The sequence below is a fragment of the Streptomyces sp. NBC_00094 genome (assembly GCF_026343125.1).
Taxonomy (GTDB): Bacteria; Actinomycetota; Actinomycetes; order Streptomycetales; family Streptomycetaceae; genus Streptomyces.
This window is the reverse complement of sequence record NZ_JAPEMB010000001.1, coordinates 2,226,130-2,240,555: the sequence shown is the minus strand read 5'-3', so window position 1 is coordinate 2,240,555 and position 14,426 is coordinate 2,226,130. Positions and strand designations below refer to the sequence as shown.

Annotated in this window: 12 protein-coding genes and 1 pseudogene; 4 read left to right on the top strand and 9 right to left on the bottom strand. The window is 74.2% G+C overall.

Features of this window, described 5'->3' with window-relative positions:
- Nucleotides 1-32: 32 nt before the first annotated feature.
- The 3 genes from OG580_RS09705 to OG580_RS09695 form a co-directional block, all read right to left on the bottom strand.
- A complete protein-coding gene (locus OG580_RS09705) occupies nucleotides 33-2,300 on the bottom strand; it encodes a hypothetical protein (RefSeq protein WP_267043241.1) in 2,268 nt (755 codons plus the stop codon).
- A gap of 247 nt (nucleotides 2,301-2,547) precedes the next feature.
- Nucleotides 2,548-3,348 carry a tyrosine-protein phosphatase gene (locus tag OG580_RS09700; RefSeq protein ID WP_267043240.1) on the bottom strand — a complete coding sequence of 267 codons (801 nt, stop codon included), beginning with the start codon at nucleotides 3,346-3,348 and terminating at the stop codon, nucleotides 2,548-2,550.
- A 69-nt stretch (nucleotides 3,349-3,417) separates the two neighbouring features.
- Nucleotides 3,418-4,428: an NAD-dependent epimerase/dehydratase family protein gene (locus OG580_RS09695; protein ID WP_267043239.1), complete on the bottom strand. Its 1,011-nt coding sequence runs from the start codon at nucleotides 4,426-4,428 to the stop codon at nucleotides 3,418-3,420.
- A 393-nt stretch (nucleotides 4,429-4,821) separates the two neighbouring features.
- Here OG580_RS09695 and OG580_RS09690 point away from each other — a divergent pair, with 393 nt between their 5' ends.
- Together OG580_RS09690 and OG580_RS09685 are read left to right on the top strand one after the other, a co-directional pair.
- Nucleotides 4,822-5,433 carry a hypothetical protein gene (locus OG580_RS09690; protein ID WP_267043238.1) on the top strand — a complete coding sequence of 204 codons (612 nt, stop codon included), beginning with the start codon at nucleotides 4,822-4,824 and terminating at the stop codon, nucleotides 5,431-5,433.
- 51 nt (nucleotides 5,434-5,484) lie between these two features.
- Nucleotides 5,485-6,942, top strand: a complete 1,458-nt coding sequence (locus OG580_RS09685; RefSeq protein ID WP_267043237.1) for a PepSY domain-containing protein — start codon at nucleotides 5,485-5,487, stop codon at nucleotides 6,940-6,942.
- On the opposite strand, the gene OG580_RS09680 is transcribed toward OG580_RS09685, so the two are convergent.
- From OG580_RS09680 to OG580_RS09670, 3 genes and pseudogenes are all read right to left on the bottom strand, one after another.
- Nucleotides 6,943-7,542, bottom strand: coding sequence for a winged helix-turn-helix domain-containing protein (locus tag OG580_RS09680; protein WP_267043236.1), 600 nt, complete (start codon nucleotides 7,540-7,542; stop codon nucleotides 6,943-6,945).
- A gap of 390 nt (nucleotides 7,543-7,932) precedes the next feature.
- Nucleotides 7,933-8,964 carry a glutamine synthetase gene (gene glnII, locus OG580_RS09675; RefSeq protein ID WP_267043235.1) on the bottom strand — a complete coding sequence of 344 codons (1,032 nt, stop codon included), beginning with the start codon at nucleotides 8,962-8,964 and terminating at the stop codon, nucleotides 7,933-7,935.
- A gap of 137 nt (nucleotides 8,965-9,101) precedes the next feature.
- Nucleotides 9,102-9,320: pseudogene (locus OG580_RS09670) on the bottom strand (hypothetical protein); the annotation flags it as partial.
- A gap of 76 nt (nucleotides 9,321-9,396) precedes the next feature.
- Between OG580_RS09670 and OG580_RS09665 the strand changes: the two are divergent.
- Nucleotides 9,397-10,302: a Gfo/Idh/MocA family protein gene (locus tag OG580_RS09665; protein WP_267043234.1), complete on the top strand. Its 906-nt coding sequence runs from the start codon at nucleotides 9,397-9,399 to the stop codon at nucleotides 10,300-10,302.
- Nucleotides 10,303-10,516: 214 nt separating this feature from the next.
- Here the strand turns inward: OG580_RS09665 and OG580_RS09660 are convergent, their stop codons facing one another.
- A complete protein-coding gene (locus OG580_RS09660) occupies nucleotides 10,517-11,971 on the bottom strand; it encodes a PLP-dependent aminotransferase family protein (RefSeq protein ID WP_267043233.1) in 1,455 nt (484 codons plus the stop codon).
- A gap of 47 nt (nucleotides 11,972-12,018) precedes the next feature.
- On the bottom strand, nucleotides 12,019-12,378 hold the full coding sequence (locus tag OG580_RS09655; RefSeq protein WP_267043232.1) for an ArsC/Spx/MgsR family protein: 360 nt from the start codon (nucleotides 12,376-12,378) through the stop codon (nucleotides 12,019-12,021).
- 149 nt (nucleotides 12,379-12,527) lie between these two features.
- Between OG580_RS09655 and OG580_RS09650 the strand changes: the two genes are divergently transcribed.
- Complete coding sequence (locus OG580_RS09650; RefSeq protein WP_267043231.1) at nucleotides 12,528-12,803, top strand: hypothetical protein; 276 nt, start codon at nucleotides 12,528-12,530, stop codon at nucleotides 12,801-12,803.
- Between the two features lie 103 nt (nucleotides 12,804-12,906).
- Here OG580_RS09650 and glnA read toward each other — a convergent pair whose 3' ends face one another.
- Entirely contained in the window at nucleotides 12,907-14,331 is a 1,425-nt protein-coding gene (gene glnA, locus OG580_RS09645) for a type I glutamate--ammonia ligase (RefSeq protein WP_267043230.1), read from the bottom strand.
- Nucleotides 14,332-14,426: the final 95 nt, after the last annotated feature.

Sequence of the window (14,426 nt, the reverse complement as noted above, 5' to 3'; positions counted from 1 at the left end):
CACCGAGCCGCGGTAGGGGCCCGCGTCCACGGTCACCGCAGCGCGGCCACCCGTGTCCCGTCCCGCAGGACGCCGTCCAGGTCGGCCCGCGCTCCCGCCTTCGCCTTCACCGCCAGGACGGGGCCCTCCGAGCGGCCCTCGACCCCGCCCGAGACCTCCAGCGAGGCGAAGTCCGGGCCGCCCGCGGCCAGGACGTACCACCCGCCGCCCGGAGCCTGCCACAGCACGCCCGCGAGCACCCGGGGCTCCCGCACCCCGCAGGCGGGCGAACCCTCGGAGCGGGCCGCGAGCGCCGCCGGTGCCTTCGGGGACGGGACCAGGAACTGGGCGAGGACCCTGCTGCCGGTGCCGCGCCAGGTCTCCGCGCGCGTGCACACCCAGGTGCCGCGCCCGGCGCCCTCCGGCAGCGGCTGGTGCGCGAACCGCCAGGCGTTCACCGACCGCACCCCGTGCGCCCGTACGGCCGTCAGCTGGCACGCCGTCCGCGCCCACGCCTCCCGCGCCTCCTTCCCCGTCGCGTCCGCCGGCGCGGCGGGCGGCCCCCACAGGAGCCGGGCGGGGGCCAGCTCGCCCAGGTCGGTGAGGAGCCGCGTCCCCGAACCGTCCCGTACCTGGAGGGAGTTCCAGCGGACGCAGTCCTTCGCCTGCGCGGGGCTCGGTACGGGCTCGGTCACCCCGTACGCGTCCCGGGCCAGCGGCCACGGCTCCTTCTCGGGCGCGAGCAGGTCCCGTACGGCCGTATCCCGTACCCAAGGGGCCGTCAGATAGCGGACGTTGCCCGAGGCCCGGGAGAGGACGAGGGCCGCCGAACCGACGGAGTCGGCCGCGTCCGTCCGCGCGAAGTCCAGCGCGGCGCCCGCCGTACCGGCCGTCGGCTCCGCGTACCGCACGGCCCGCAGCCCGTCGTGGAACAGCACCACCCGGGCCCCGTCCACCACGCCCGCGAACAGCAGCTGCGGCGGCCCCATCGGCGGCCCGACGGGCGTCCCGGGCGTCGCCGAGGACCGCACGGACAGGCCGGGCCGCGCCCACACCGCGAGCGCCCGCCGCAGCAGCGGGCGGTCCCCGGTGAGACCGCCGCGCGCGGGCCACACGGAGAAGTCCTGCCGGGTCGACCCCGGCCAGGCGGCGGCGGACACCCGCTTGACGGCACCCGGATCGAGGGCGGCCTCCGCGGCGGGGTTACGGGCGTACGAGGGCGCAGCACCGTTTCTGCCCCACCCGTCACCGGGCAGTCCGAGCAGCGTCCCGCACACCACGAGCGCGGCGACGGCGACGAGCGCGGCCCGGGCGTGCTGCCGCCGCCGCAGCAGATCGGTGGGCCGTGCCTGCAGCGAACAGGGGTCGAACTCCGGAGACTCCAGCAGGGCGGCCCCGCTGAACCTTGCGGACCGCCGGACCCGACCGCCCCGGTCACCCCCGTCGACACCGACGGGCTGCCCTGCGCCGGCCGCGCCGCCGGAGCCTCCGGACTCCCCTGCGGGGCCGGGGCCTTCACCGCTCGTCCAGGCGTCCGCGAGCCGCCCGAGCTCGTCCGCCCTGCCGGGACTCCCGGCCCGGCCGGGCCCACCCTGCTCGCCGACCCGCGCGGCCCGGCTGTCCGGCCCACCGGCGAGGGAGCCACCGGCTCCGCCAGGGGCGCCCATCCCCCTGGCGCCACCGGCTCCGCCGAGGCCCCCCGCGTCTCCGCCCCGCCCCTCGCCGCCGCCCCCGGCCGTGACCGCGTCGGCCTCCGTCGCATCGAGGGCGTCCGCCTCCGCCAGGGCCGAGGCCGGGTCGGTGACGCCCGCCGCGGCCAGGACCCGCAGCACCTCCGGGTCGCCCTGGCGTTCAAGGCCGCGGAGCACGTAGGCCGCCCGGCCGGGGCCCGAGAGGGTGGACAGGCGCTGGTCCAGGGCGAGTTCGTCCGCGCCGCCCACCCGGGGGAAGACCCGCAGGCCCCACACCTGCGGCAGCAGCGGCGGGAACTGGGCCCGGCGCGGCAGCGCGCGCCACCGCAGCGGGAGCCCGGCGATCAGCGCCTGCCGCAGCACCTCACCCCGTACGTACGCGTAGCCGGGATCGACCGCGTCCTCGGCGAGCCGGGCCGCCGGGACCGCCGGACCCGGGACCCGGCGGTGCGGCAGCGAGCGCTGGACGAGCGCGTGCGCGGTCAGCACCCGGCGGTTGCGGCCGAGCGTCGGCGGCAGCACGAGATAGGCGATGCGGACGAGACGCGGATAGCGCTCGACGAGCGCGGCCTCGGCCTGCTCGACGTCGACGGGACCCACGGGCGAGGGGACGAGATCCTGGGTGCTCACGTTCAGCAGAACGAGCGATTCTTCCGATGGTCACCCCGGGCCCCCGGCCCCAGCCACGCCCCCGGCCCCCGGCCTCAGCCACGCCCCCGGCCCCCGGCCTCAGCCACGCCCCCGGCCCCCGGCCCCAGCCACGCCCCCGGGCCCCCACGCCCCCGGGCCCCCGGGCCCCCACGCCCCCGGGCCCCCGGGCCCCCACGCCCCCGGGCCCCCGGGCCCCCGGCCACGACACATCACCCCGAGACACCCCTCAGGCCGCGTGCACCGTCAGCCGTTCACGGATCAGCGCCGTCACCTCGTCCGGAACGCCGAGTCCCTCCCGTACGTACTTCTCCATCGAGCCGTGCCGGACCGCCACCTCGTCGAGCCCCGCGGCCAGGTACTCCGGCAGGACGCCGATCAGGTCGAGCGCCAGCTCGGGGTCGCCGCCCTGGGCCGTGAACCCTTCGATCATCGGCGCGAAGGCCTGCCGTACCGCCGGGTTGACCGCCAGGTACTCGGCCAGCACCGTCTCCTCGTCCGCACCGAGCAGCGACAGGACGACCGTCGCCGCCCAGCCCGTCCGGTCCTTGCCGGCCGAGCAGTGGAAGAGCACGGGACCGGCGCCCGGAGTGCCCAGCTCGATCAGCAGCGCACGGTACGCGGCGCGGGCGGAGTCGCCGGACACGAAGGTCCGGTAGGTGCGGGCGAAGGCCGCCCGCACCCGGCCCTCGCCGAGGTGCTCCTCAGCGAGCGCCGGGTCGGTGAGCAGCATCTTCAGACGGGCGGCCGGCGGCAGCCCGCTGACGGCCAGATGGTCGGCGAGCACGTCCGCGACCAGCAGCCGCGCGCCGGCCGGAAGCCGGTCCGGCCGGTCGCCGCGCTCGCTCTCCGTCCGGAGGTCGACGACCGTACGGACGCCCAGACCGGCCACCACCGGCTCGGCCGGATCGAGCCGGTCGAGCTGCGCCGAGCGCAGGGCGAGGCCGGGACGGACCGCGCGCCCGGCGCCGAGGGGCAGGCCGCCGAGGTCACGGAGGTTGGCGACGGAGGTGGCGGGAATGGCGGGCATGATGTCGACTCCTCCGGTTCGTCCACTTTTCTGTCGACCGTAGTGGATGGTCCGAAGGAGGGCAGTTCGTCACCCCATGGCGTCGGGGGCGTGCTTCGCCAGGAACTCCGCCTCCCGCTCGGGGGAGAGGCCGACCTCCGGCCGGTCGGGGCGCCTCGGCGCGACCCCGCCGAGCGTTTCCAGCCACGCCCAGGTGTCCGCGACGGTCTCCGCCACCGGTCGGCAGCGCAGCCCGGCCTCGACGGCCCGGGAGACGTCGGCGGTGTGCATCGCGTCGTACATCTCGCCCGGCGGCAGCCACACCGGCAGCTCCGACCAGGGAGCCACCCCGGCCGCGAGGAGCGCCTCCGGCTCGGCCCAGCGGAGCTCGACGTCCGCGCCGGTCGCCCGCACGCAGGCGTCGAGCAGCTCGCCCATGGTCGTGTGCCCGGGCGGCGAGACGAGGTTGTACGGCCCGGAGAGCCCGGCCGCCACCGCGTCCAGCGTCCACTCGGCGAGGTCGCGGGCGTCGACGTACTGGAGGGGGAGGGCGCTCGGCCCGGGCGCGAGGACCGTGCCGCCGCGCGCGATCCGGCCCAGCCACCAGGGGAGCCGGCCGATGTTCTCGTACGGGCCGAGGATCAGGCCCGCGCGGACGAGCAGCGTCCGGTCCGCGCCGAAGGCGGCCGTGGCGGCGAGCTCACCGCCCCGCTTGGCCTCCGCGTACGGCACGTCCCCGTCGTCCGGCGAACCGTCCACCAGCGGGCCGTCCTCCGCGAGCCCGGCGGCCGGCGGCCAGGTGTAGACGGAGCGGCTCGACACGTACGCGTACCGCCCGACCCGGCCGGCGAGCAGCCGGGCCGCGTCCCGCACCGCCGAGGGCGCGGCCGACCAGGTGTCCACGACGGCGTCCCAGGAACCGTCGGCGAGGGCGGCGAGCCCCTCGGGGCCCGCGGTGCGGTCGCCGTGCAGGGAGAGGACCCCCGCCGGGGCGGCGTGGCGGCCACGGTGGAAGACCGTCACCTCCCAGCCCCGGCCGAGCGCGGCCTCGACGACCGCGCGACCCACGAACTCCGTACCACCGAGAATCAGCAATTTCATGATCGAAGACTGCCCGGCGGCGGCGGGCGGGGGCCAGGGGATTCCGCTCCGGGAGGATTCCGCCGGGGGAGGAACGGGGGTCGGGTCGGCGGGCGGAAAGCGGGGCGCGAGGGGGGAGGTGCAGGGTCGCGACAGGGCCCGGGACACGGCCGCGACAGGGCCCGGGACATGGCCGCGACAGGGCCGGGGCGGGGCCCAGGGCAGGGCCGGGAACGGGAAGAGGTCAGGGCGCGGACGGGGAAGTGGACGGGAAGCGGACGGCGGTCTGTTCGGCCAGATGGCGGGATGGCACCATGGCGGACGATGACGGATGCCCGGTCGCCCCTGCGCGCCCTGCGAGCCGCACTTTTCGCGGTGGTGTGCGTGACCTTGGCCGCCGTGGGGCATTCGTCCATGTCTGCGCACCGGCTCCCGGCGCTCGCGCTGCTCGGCGCCTTCGGCGCGACGGCGGTCGCGGCCTGGGCCGTGGCGGGACGACGCCGGGGTACGCCGGCCATCACGGGTGCCATGGTCGTCCTCCAGGGCGCGCTGCACCTGTTCTTCTCGACGACGGGGGCGCACCCGACGGCGCACGCGCCGCACCCGCACCCGATGACCGGCATGACGAGCGTGACCGGACACACCGCCATGGACCCCGCAGCCATGACCTCCACGGAGGCCACGACTTCCACGGGCGCCACGGGCGCCATGGAATCCATGGCCTCCATGGGCACCGGCATGCTCACCGTCCACCTCCTCGCCGCGCTCCTCTGCGGCCTCTGGCTGGCCCACGGCGAGGCCGCGTTCTTCACGCTGGCCCGGGCGGCCCTCGCGTACGCCTTCACCCCGCTGCGCCTGCTGCTCGCACGCGTCCACGTGCCCGACGCCCCGCGCCGGGGCCCGGTCCGCCGGGCGCACGGGAACGCCCACCGCCCGCACACCGTCGTCCTCGCGCACACCCTCTCCCGGCGCGGCCCGCCCCGGCTGCCCGTCCCCCGCGCCACGACCCTCGGAGCACACGTCTGACACCGGGGGTCTCCTCCCGTTGTCCACACCGACTCCAAGGACGGGTCAGCCATGACCATCGACGATCCCGCACGCCCCGAAACGACCGAGGCGCCACCGTCGGAACCCACCGACGCGACGACCCCCACCCCGGGGAAGACCGGCACGGGCAGAGCCGGCACCTGGAGCGCCCTGCGCCCCCTGGTCCTGCGCCTCCACTTCTACGCGGGCGTGCTCGTCGCCCCGTTCCTCCTGGTGGCCGCCGCGAGCGGCCTGCTCTACGCGCTCTCCTTCCAGGCCGAGAAGGTGATCTACGCGCACGAGCTGGAGGTCCCCGTCGGCGACACCACCGTGCCGCTCTCGCAGCAGGTGAACATCGCCCGCAAGGTCAACCCCAACGGCACCGTCACCGCCGTCTGGCCCGGCGCCGAACCGGGCGCGACCACCCGGGTCCTGATGGCCGACCCGGACGTCCCCGAGGGCACCTCGCTCGCGGTCTTCGTCGACCCGTACACCGGAGAGGTGCGCGGACAGCTGCCCAGCTTCGGCAGCTCCGGCGCCCTCCCGCTGCGCACCTGGATCGACGGCCTCCACGCCGATCTGCACCTCGGCGAACTCGGCCGCAACTACAGCGAACTGGCCGCGAGCTGGCTGTGGGTGATCGCCCTCGGCGGCGTACTGCTCTGGTTCGGCCGCCGCAGGAAGAACCGCCGTGCCCTGCTCGTCCCCGAGCGGGGCCCGAAGTCCCGCCGCCGCACCCTCTCCTGGCACGGCTCGGTCGGTCTCTGGGCGGTCACCGGACTCGTCCTGCTCTCCGCGACGGGCCTGACCTGGTCGCGGTACGCGGGCGAGAACATCGGCACCGTGCAGGACGGTCTCGGCGGCGCCACCCCCAAGATCTCCGCGACGCTCGACGGCGCGGCCGGCTCCGGCTCGGAACACGAGGGCCACGGCGCCGGTCACCCGCAGGGCGGCACCACCGCGCAGGGCCCGGACATCGGCGTCGACGAGGCGGTCGAGGCGGCCCGCGCGGCCGGCATCGACAGCCCGAGCGTCTCGGTCGTCCTGCCCGCCGAGGGCAAGGGGTACGTGGTCAAGGAGACCGACACGCAGTTCCCGCTGCAGCTGGACTCGGTGGCGGTGAACCCGGCGGACGGCACGGTCCTCGACCGCCTCGCGTTCGCCGACTACCCGCTCCTCGCGAAGCTGACCCGGATAGGCATCGACACCCACACGGGCGTGTTCCTGGGCCTGTTCAACCAGCTGGCGCTCGCGGCCCTCGCGCTCTCCCTGATCCTGCTGATCCTCTGGGGCTACCGCATGTGGTGGCTGCGCCGTCCCGGCCGCCCGGTGGCGCGCGGGGCCTGGCGGAAGGTCCCGGTGACGATGCTGCTGCCGCTCGCGGCGGTGACGGCGCTGGTCGGCTGGTTCATCCCGCTGCTCGGCCTCAGCCTGCTGCTGTTCCTTGCGGTGGACCTCACCCTCGCCGCCGTGGCGAAGGTAAGGGCGAGGACCACCCGAACGAACTGATCAGGGCGTGTACTTGTAGCCGACCCGCCGCACGGTCTGGATCGTGTGGCGGTGCTCGGCGCCCAGCTTCCGGCGCAGCCGGGCCACGTGGACGTCGACCGTACGGCCGTCGCCGACGTGCCCGTACCCCCACACCGTCGTGACCAACTGGTCGCGGGTGTGCACCCGGTGGGGGTGCGCCACCAGATGCGCGAGCAGCTCGAACTCCAGATACGTCAGGTCGAGCGCCTCCCCGTCCACGACGGCGATCCGCCGGACCCCGTCGATGGCCACCGGCCCCTGCTCCTCCGTCGCCACGGGCGACGCGGGGACGGGGGCGCCCACGGGCACCTGCTGGTCGGCCGGTACGAGCACGAGGTACCCGACCATCGGCGGGCGCCCCGGCAGCGTCGGCAGCGCGTGCTGCGGCGCCGGGAGCAGCGTGGCGCCGGGCGGCAGGAAGTCCGCCACCTGGGAGAGCCGGGCGAGCTGGGAGAGCTGGGACAGCGGGGGAGCCGCGGGAAGCGGCGAGGGGCCGGCGACCTCGTTCGGATCGACGGCACGCAGTCGGTGCCGGCCGGGACGGGCGGCGGCGAGGGAGGCGGTCTGGGTGTGGGCCATGGAAGGTCAGCTCTTTCGCGCGGAGGAACGAACGGACAGGCGTCGTACGTCATTCGTCGTGCGCGTCGGCCGAAGGCCGTGGATCGGACCGTACCGATCGGGGCTTTAGAGGGCCGACGCGTTCCTCGCGCGGCAACACACCCGGTCGAAGTCGTGATGCTGCCGGGAAGGCCAGAACGGCTCGAGGTCGTGACGACCCGTCGCGGTGTCGTTCTTCATGGTGGCCATATCCCTATTGAACCAGAAGGGAATGCCTCCGACGAGCCTTTCGTCGGCCAAACCCCGTGTCATCCATCCCACATGACGGAAGAGGCGCCCACCGTACGAAACGGTGGGCGCCTCTTCAGGAGTGCGCGCGGATCGACCCGGTCGACCCGTTCGACCCGTGGATCAGACCTGGCCGACCTTCTCCAGGGCCTCGCAGCAGGTGTCCACCATCAGGCGGGTCACCACGTACGGGTCCACGTTCGCGTTCGGGCGACGGTCCTCGATGTAGCCCTTCTGGTCCTGCTCGACCTGCCACGGGATGCGGACCGAGGCGCCGCGGTCCGAGACGCCGTAGGAGTACTTGTCCCACGGGGCGGTCTCGTGCAGACCCGTCAGGCGGTCGTCGATGCCGGCGCCGTAGTTCTTGACGTGGTCGAGCGGCTTCGAGCCCTCGCCGAGGGACTCGGCGGCGGTGATGATCGCGTCGTAGCCCTCGCGCATCGCCTTGGTGGAGAAGTTGGTGTGCGCGCCCGCGCCGTTCCAGTCGCCCTTCACCGGCTTCGGGTCCAGGGTCGCGGAGACCTTGAAGTCCTCGGCCGTGCGGTACAGCAGCCAGCGGGCGACCCACAGCTGGTCCGAGACCTCCAGGGGCGCCAGCGGGCCGACCTGGAACTCCCACTGGCCCGGCATGACCTCGGCGTTGATGCCGGAGATGCCCAGACCCGCGGTGAGGCAGTTCTCCAGGTGCGCCTCGACGATGTCACGGCCGAAGATCTCGTCGGCGCCGACACCGCAGTAGTAGCCGCCCTGCGGGGCCGGGAAGCCGCCGACCGGGAAGCCGAGCGGACGCTCGCCGTCGAAGAAGGTGTACTCCTGCTCGATGCCGAAGATCGGCTCCTGAGCGGCGTACTTCGCGGACACCTCGGCGAGCGCGGCACGCGTGTTGGACTCGTGCGGCGTCATGTCCGTGTTGAGGACCTCGCAGAGCACCAGGATGTCGGCGCCGCCGCGGATCGGGTCCGGGCAGACGAAGACCGGCTTGAGGACACGGTCCGAGGCGTGGCCCTTGGCCTGGTTCGTGCTGGAACCGTCGAAGCCCCAGATCGGCAGCTCGTCGAGCGCGGCGCCGCCGCCCACGATTATCTTCGTCTTCGAGCGAAGCTTCGCGGTCGGCTCGGTGCCGTCGATCCAGATGTACTCAGCCTTGAAGGTCACGGGCCTCATCCTTTGGGCGTGCTGCTGCGGGTACGCTGCGGCTCGCGGCGCTGCGAGAAGCTGCGGTGTCTGTGTCCGGTCGCAGCTTCGCAACACGGGATTTCCCGTCGGTTGCCCGTTTGTGAACCCCGTGTTACTCAGCCTTCCTGTTTTTCCCACGACCGCTGTGCGGCGACGTACGCGTCGAGCAGCCCGCCGGACCCCGCCGCCTCGATCCGCCGCACGACCTCCTCGTACGCCGGCCGGTGCACGTCGAAGCCCTCGGCGTCGTATACGGGGTCGAGGCGGACGACACGCGTCCGCCGCTCCGGACCGAGCCGGGAGCGCCACACCCGCTGGACCTCGCCGGAGTTCCCCGGCCGGCCGGCGGATCTCGGGCCCGGGCGGGTCCCCTTTCCCCTTCCTGTCGGTGCCACCCGGCAGACTGGGGGCATGGCGAAGCAGCTGGGCGCGAAGCCCCGTATCGGACTCCTCGGCACCGGCCCCTGGGCCGCCCGTACGCACGCGCCCGCGCTCGCCGGGCATCCGGGCGTCGAGTTCAGCGGGGTGTGGGGCAGACGCCCGGAGGCGGCGGCCGGGCTCGCCGACGCGTCAGGGACGCGCGCGTACGAGGACGTGGACGCCCTCTTCGCGGCGAGCGACGCCGTCGCGTTCGCGCTCCCGCCGGACGTCCAGGCCCCGCTCGCGGTGCGGGCGGCGGAGGCCGGCTGTCACGTCCTGCTCGACAAGCCGGTCGCCACGACGGTCGCCGCGGCCCGCGAGGTGGCCGCGGCGGTCGAGACGGCCGGGGTCGCCTCGGTGGTGTTCTGCACCCTGCGGTTCGCGGAGCCGACGGCCCGCTGGACCGAGGAGCAGGCGGCGGCGGGCGGCTGGTTCCTGGGCGAGGCGCACTGGCTCGGCTCGCTGTACGGACCGGGCTCCGCCTCCCCGTACGCGGACTCCCCGTGGCGGCGGGAGAAGGGCGGGCTGTGGGACGTCGGCCCGCACGTCCTCTCCGTCTTCCTGCCGGTCCTGGGCGACGTCACGGCGATCACGGCCGCGCGCGGCCCGGAGGACACCCACCACCTGGTCCTGCGCCACACCTCGGGCGCGAGCAGCACGGCCACCCTGACCCTCGGCGCCCCACCGGAGGCGGCGGAGGCGGCGCTCACGCTGTACGGCACCCGGGGGCGCGCCGGAATGCCCCGCTGGGAGGGGGCTCTGGAAGCCTTCGGCGCGGCCGTCGACGCCCTGCTCGCGGCCGCCCGCACGGGCGAGCCGCACCCGTGCGACGCCCGCTTCGGCCTCCGCCTGACCGAGATCCTGACGGAGGCGGAGCGGCTCGCCGCCGACGCCTGAGGGCCTGGGGGGTGTCGTGTCGATCAGGCCGGGCTCGCGGGGCCTGGCACCGTGCCTCGCCGCGTTGTCGTCACTCGCCATGACTCCGCCATGACTCCGCCATGACTCCCTCCTCCGCCTTGCGATCCACGGCACCAGACACCGCTCCCTGATCCGACTTGATCGACACGACACCCCCCAGCGCTCGGTCTCGCCGTACTCCAGGCCGAACGCGTCAGGACGAAGGCCCTGCCGGCGCGCCGAGCACCGTCGGCCCCAAGGTGTCGCACAGGGCGTCGCACAGGGCGTCCAGGGCCGCTCCGTACAGCCGTTCCGGTGGCGTGGCGTAGCCGACGACGAGGCCGTCGGGGAGGGCGGGGCCCCGTGCCTCCGGGTGCCGGTAGTCCGACAGGCCCTCCACGGCGACCCCGTGCCGGGCCGCGGCGGTGACGGCGGACCGTTCGGTGCCCGGGGGCAGTTCCACGACGGCGTGCAGCCCGGCGGCGAGCCCCGTCACCCGTACCCCCGGAACCCGCTCCGCGAGCACCGACACCAGTCGGTCGCGCCGCACGCGGTGGCGCTGCCGCATCCGCCGGACGTGCCGGTCGTAGGCGCCGGAGTCGAGGAAGTCCGCGAACGTGAGCTGCTCCGTCGCCGAGGCGTACGGTTCGCGCACGCCCTTCGCCGCGACGACCCCGTCGACGAGCGTCGTCGGCAGGCACATCCAGCCGATCCGCAGCGCGGGGGAGAGGCTCTTGCTGAGGGAGCCGAGGAAGACCGTCCGCTCGGGGTCGAGGCCCTGGACGGCCCCCACGGGGCGCCGGTCGTAGCGGAACTCCCCGTCGTAGTCGTCCTCCACGACCAGCCCGCCGGTCCGGCGGGCCCACTCCAGGACGCCGGCCCGGCGCTCGGGGTGCAGCGGTCCGCCGGTGGGGAACTGATGGGCGGGGGTGAGCAGGACGGCGCCCGCCTCCGGGGGGATCTCCGCGATCCGCGCCCCGTCCCCGTCGACGGTGACCGGCACCGTGCCGACGCCCGCCTCGCCGAACAGCCCCCGGTGGAAGGGGAGCCCGTACGCCTCGACGGCCCAGGGCGGGGGCGGGGTTCCCCGGGTCACGCGCGCGAGCAGCCGCAGGGCGTGCGCGGTGCCGGAGCAGACCACGATCCGGTCCGGGGTGGTCCGTACGCCCCGGACGCGGGCGAGGTACGCGGCGAGAGCCCGGCGCAGTTCGATCCGGCCGCGCGGGTCCCCGGTCCCGAAGGCCTCGTGCGGCGCGGCCGTCAGCGCCCGCCGGGCCGCCGCCAGCCAGGCCGCGCGCGGGAAGGCGCCGGGGTCGGGCTTGCCCTGGACGAGGTCGTACGGGAGCGGTGGCGGCGCGGCGGGTCGCACCGGCCCCGGGGCGGGGGCGGAGACCTGCTCGGCCACCCGGGTCCCGGAGCCCTGGCGGGAGGTCAGCCAGCCCTCGGCGACCAGCTCTGCGTAGGCGTCGGCGACGGTGTTCCGGGCGATCCCGAGGTCGGCGGCGAGCGACCGGTAGGGCGGCAGTCGCGTCCCGGGCGCCAGTCGCCCACCGCGTACGGCCTCGCGCAGGGCCCCGATGAGCAGGGCCCGCCGGCTGCCGCCCGCACCGAGCTCCAGATGCAGATCGACCCCGAGCCCGTCGGGCCCTCCACCCGTCGTCCCGCTCACCGCGCTCCCTCCCGGGCCCTGAGGCCCTCCCCGTACCACCGACGGACTCAACGGGACAGGGCGTCCCGCACGGCCTCCTCCGACCGGGCCACGACGGCCGTGCCGTCCTCCGCCGTGATGATCGGCCGCTGGATCAGCTTGGGGTGCCCGGCGAGCGCCTCGATCCACCGGTCGCGGTGGGCCGCGTCCCGGGGCCACTCCTTCACCCCGAGCTCCGTGGCGACCGCCTCCTGCGTCCGCGTGATGTCCCACGGTTCGAGTCCGAGCCGGTCGAGGACCTGCCGGATCTCGTCGGGTGTGGGCACGTCCTCCAGGTAGCGGCGCACGGTGTACTCGGCGCCCTCCGCGTCGAGCAGGGTGAGGGCGCTGCGGCACTTGGAACAGGCGGGATTGATCCAGATCTCCATGCCGCCCACGGTACCCCCCAGGCCGCTCTCCACCACCCCCTAAACCCTGTCTGGCCAGGGGCGATTGTCAGTGGGGGCCACTAAAATAAGGGGTGAAGGTGAGGGTCCCGGGGAGGGCCCGCACCCCGCCGTTCGCCAGGAGGTAGCCCATGGCTCTCGCCGTGATCCGGACACCGTCCCTCGAACCCTGGAAGCCGCTCCAGAGGAAGCCGCTCCCCGCGGGCCGCCCCCGCGAGTGGTACGTGACGCACAACCGCCGCCTGAAGGCCATGCGTCTTGCGATCGCCCTGCTCGACGCCGGGGTCTACATCCCGTCGAAGGCCACGAACGCGACGATACGCACGACAGCGGCCGGCATCGGCATCCACCCGCCCTCCGACACCACCTGCCGCATGGTCCGCGCCCTGATCCGCTACGGGCGCTGACCCGGAAGGGACCAGGAGACGGCGAAGGCCGCCGCACCCGGAGCTCCGGGTGCGGCGGCCTTCGTTCGTGAGGCGCGTCCGGCTTGGCGGCCGAACGTCCGGCTTAGAGGTCGAAGTAGAGCTCGAACTCGTGCGGGTGCGGGCGCAGCTGGATCGGGGCGATCTCGTGGGTGCGCTTGTAGTCGATCCACGTCTCGATCAGGTCGGACGTGAAGACGCCACCGGCCTGCAGGTACTCGTTGTCGTCCTCGAGGGCGTGGAGGACGGCCTCCAGGTTGGTCGGGACCTGCTGGACGTTCGCGTGCTCCTCGGGAGCCAGCTCGTACAGGTCCTTGTCGATCGGCTCCGCCGGCTCGATCTTGTTCTTCACGCCGTCGAGGCCCGCGAGGAGCAGCGCCGAGAAGGCGAGGTACGGGTTCGAGGACGGGTCCGGCGCGCGGAACTCGACGCGCTTGGCCTTCGGGTTCGAGCCCGTGATCGGGATGCGCATGGCGGCGGAGCGGTTGCGCTGCGAGTACACCATGTTGACCGGGGCCTCGAAGCCCGGGACCAGGCGGTGGTACGAGTTCACCGTCGGGTTGGTGAAGGCGAGCAGCGACGGGGCGTGCTTGAGGATGCCGCCGATGTAGTAGCGGGCGGTGTCCGAGAGGCCCGCGTAGCCCGTCTCGTCGTAGAACAGCGGGTCGCCGTTCGCCCACAGCGACTGGTGGACGTGCATGCCCGAGCCGTTGTCGCCGAAGATCGGCTTCGGCATGAAGGTCGCGGTCTTGCCGTTGCGCCAGGCGACGTTCTTCACGATGTACTTGAAGAGCATCAGGTCGTCGGCCGCGGCGAGCAGCGTGTTGAACTTGTAGTTGATCTCGGCCTGGCCGGCGGTGCCGACCTCGTGGTGCTGGCGCTCGACCTGGAGGCCGACGTTCTCCAGCTCCAGGGAGATCTCGGAGCGCAGGTCGGCGAAGTGGTCGACCGGCGGGGCCGGGAAGTAGCCGCCCTTGTAGCGGACCTTGTAGCCGCGGTTGTTCTCCTCCGCACCGGTGTTCCAGGCGCCGGCCTCGGAGTCGATGTGGTAGAAGCCCTGGTTCGCCGAGGTCTCGAAGCGCACCGAGTCGAAGACGTAGAACTCCGCCTCGGGGCCGAAGTAGGCGGTGTCGGCGATGCCGGTGGAGGCGAGGTACGCCTCGGCCTTCTTCGCGATGTTGCGCGGGTCACGGCTGTACTGCTCGCCCGTGATCGGGTCGTGGATGAAGAAGTTGATGTTGAGCGTCTTGTCGCGGCGGAAGGGGTCCACGCGGGCCGTCGACAGGTCGGCGCGGAGCGCCATGTCGGACTCGTGGATGGCCTGGAAGCCGCGGATCGAGGAGCCGTCGAAGGCGAGCTCCTCGGACGGGTCGAAGGCCGTCGCCGGGATCGTGAAGTGCTGCATCACGCCCGGAAGGTCGCAGAACCGGACGTCGACCATCTTGACGTCGTTGTCCTTGATGAACTTGTTGACCTCGTCGGCGTTCTGGAACCCGTGCTTCTCGGACATCCCACTCCTCCTACTCCCGGCCCGGGGAGGGGCGGGGTTGCAGCTCGGTTGTGCGGCCAGTGCAGTGGCACACGCTGGACCCGACCATAGGCAGA

What these genes read in the sequence shown, in the direction of transcription:
- OG580_RS09700 (WP_267043240.1), bottom strand. Translation starts at nt 3,348, where the DNA reads ATGCCCGCCATTCCCGCCACCTCCGTCGCCAACCTCCGTGACCTCGGC.
- OG580_RS09695 (WP_267043239.1), bottom strand. Translation starts at nt 4,428, where the DNA reads ATGAAATTGCTGATTCTCGGTGGTACGGAGTTCGTGGGTCGCGCGGTC.
- OG580_RS09690 (WP_267043238.1), top strand. Translation starts at nt 4,822, where the DNA reads ATGTCTGCGCACCGGCTCCCGGCGCTCGCGCTGCTCGGCGCCTTCGGC.
- OG580_RS09685 (WP_267043237.1), top strand. Translation starts at nt 5,485, where the DNA reads ATGACCATCGACGATCCCGCACGCCCCGAAACGACCGAGGCGCCACCG.
- OG580_RS09680 (WP_267043236.1), bottom strand. Translation starts at nt 7,542, where the DNA reads ATGGCCCACACCCAGACCGCCTCCCTCGCCGCCGCCCGTCCCGGCCGG.
- OG580_RS09665 (WP_267043234.1), top strand. Translation starts at nt 9,397, where the DNA reads ATGGCGAAGCAGCTGGGCGCGAAGCCCCGTATCGGACTCCTCGGCACC.
- OG580_RS09655 (WP_267043232.1), bottom strand. Translation starts at nt 12,378, where the DNA reads ATGGAGATCTGGATCAATCCCGCCTGTTCCAAGTGCCGCAGCGCCCTC.
- OG580_RS09650 (WP_267043231.1), top strand. Translation starts at nt 12,528, where the DNA reads ATGGCTCTCGCCGTGATCCGGACACCGTCCCTCGAACCCTGGAAGCCG.
- glnA (WP_267043230.1), bottom strand. Translation starts at nt 14,331, where the DNA reads ATGTCCGAGAAGCACGGGTTCCAGAACGCCGACGAGGTCAACAAGTTC.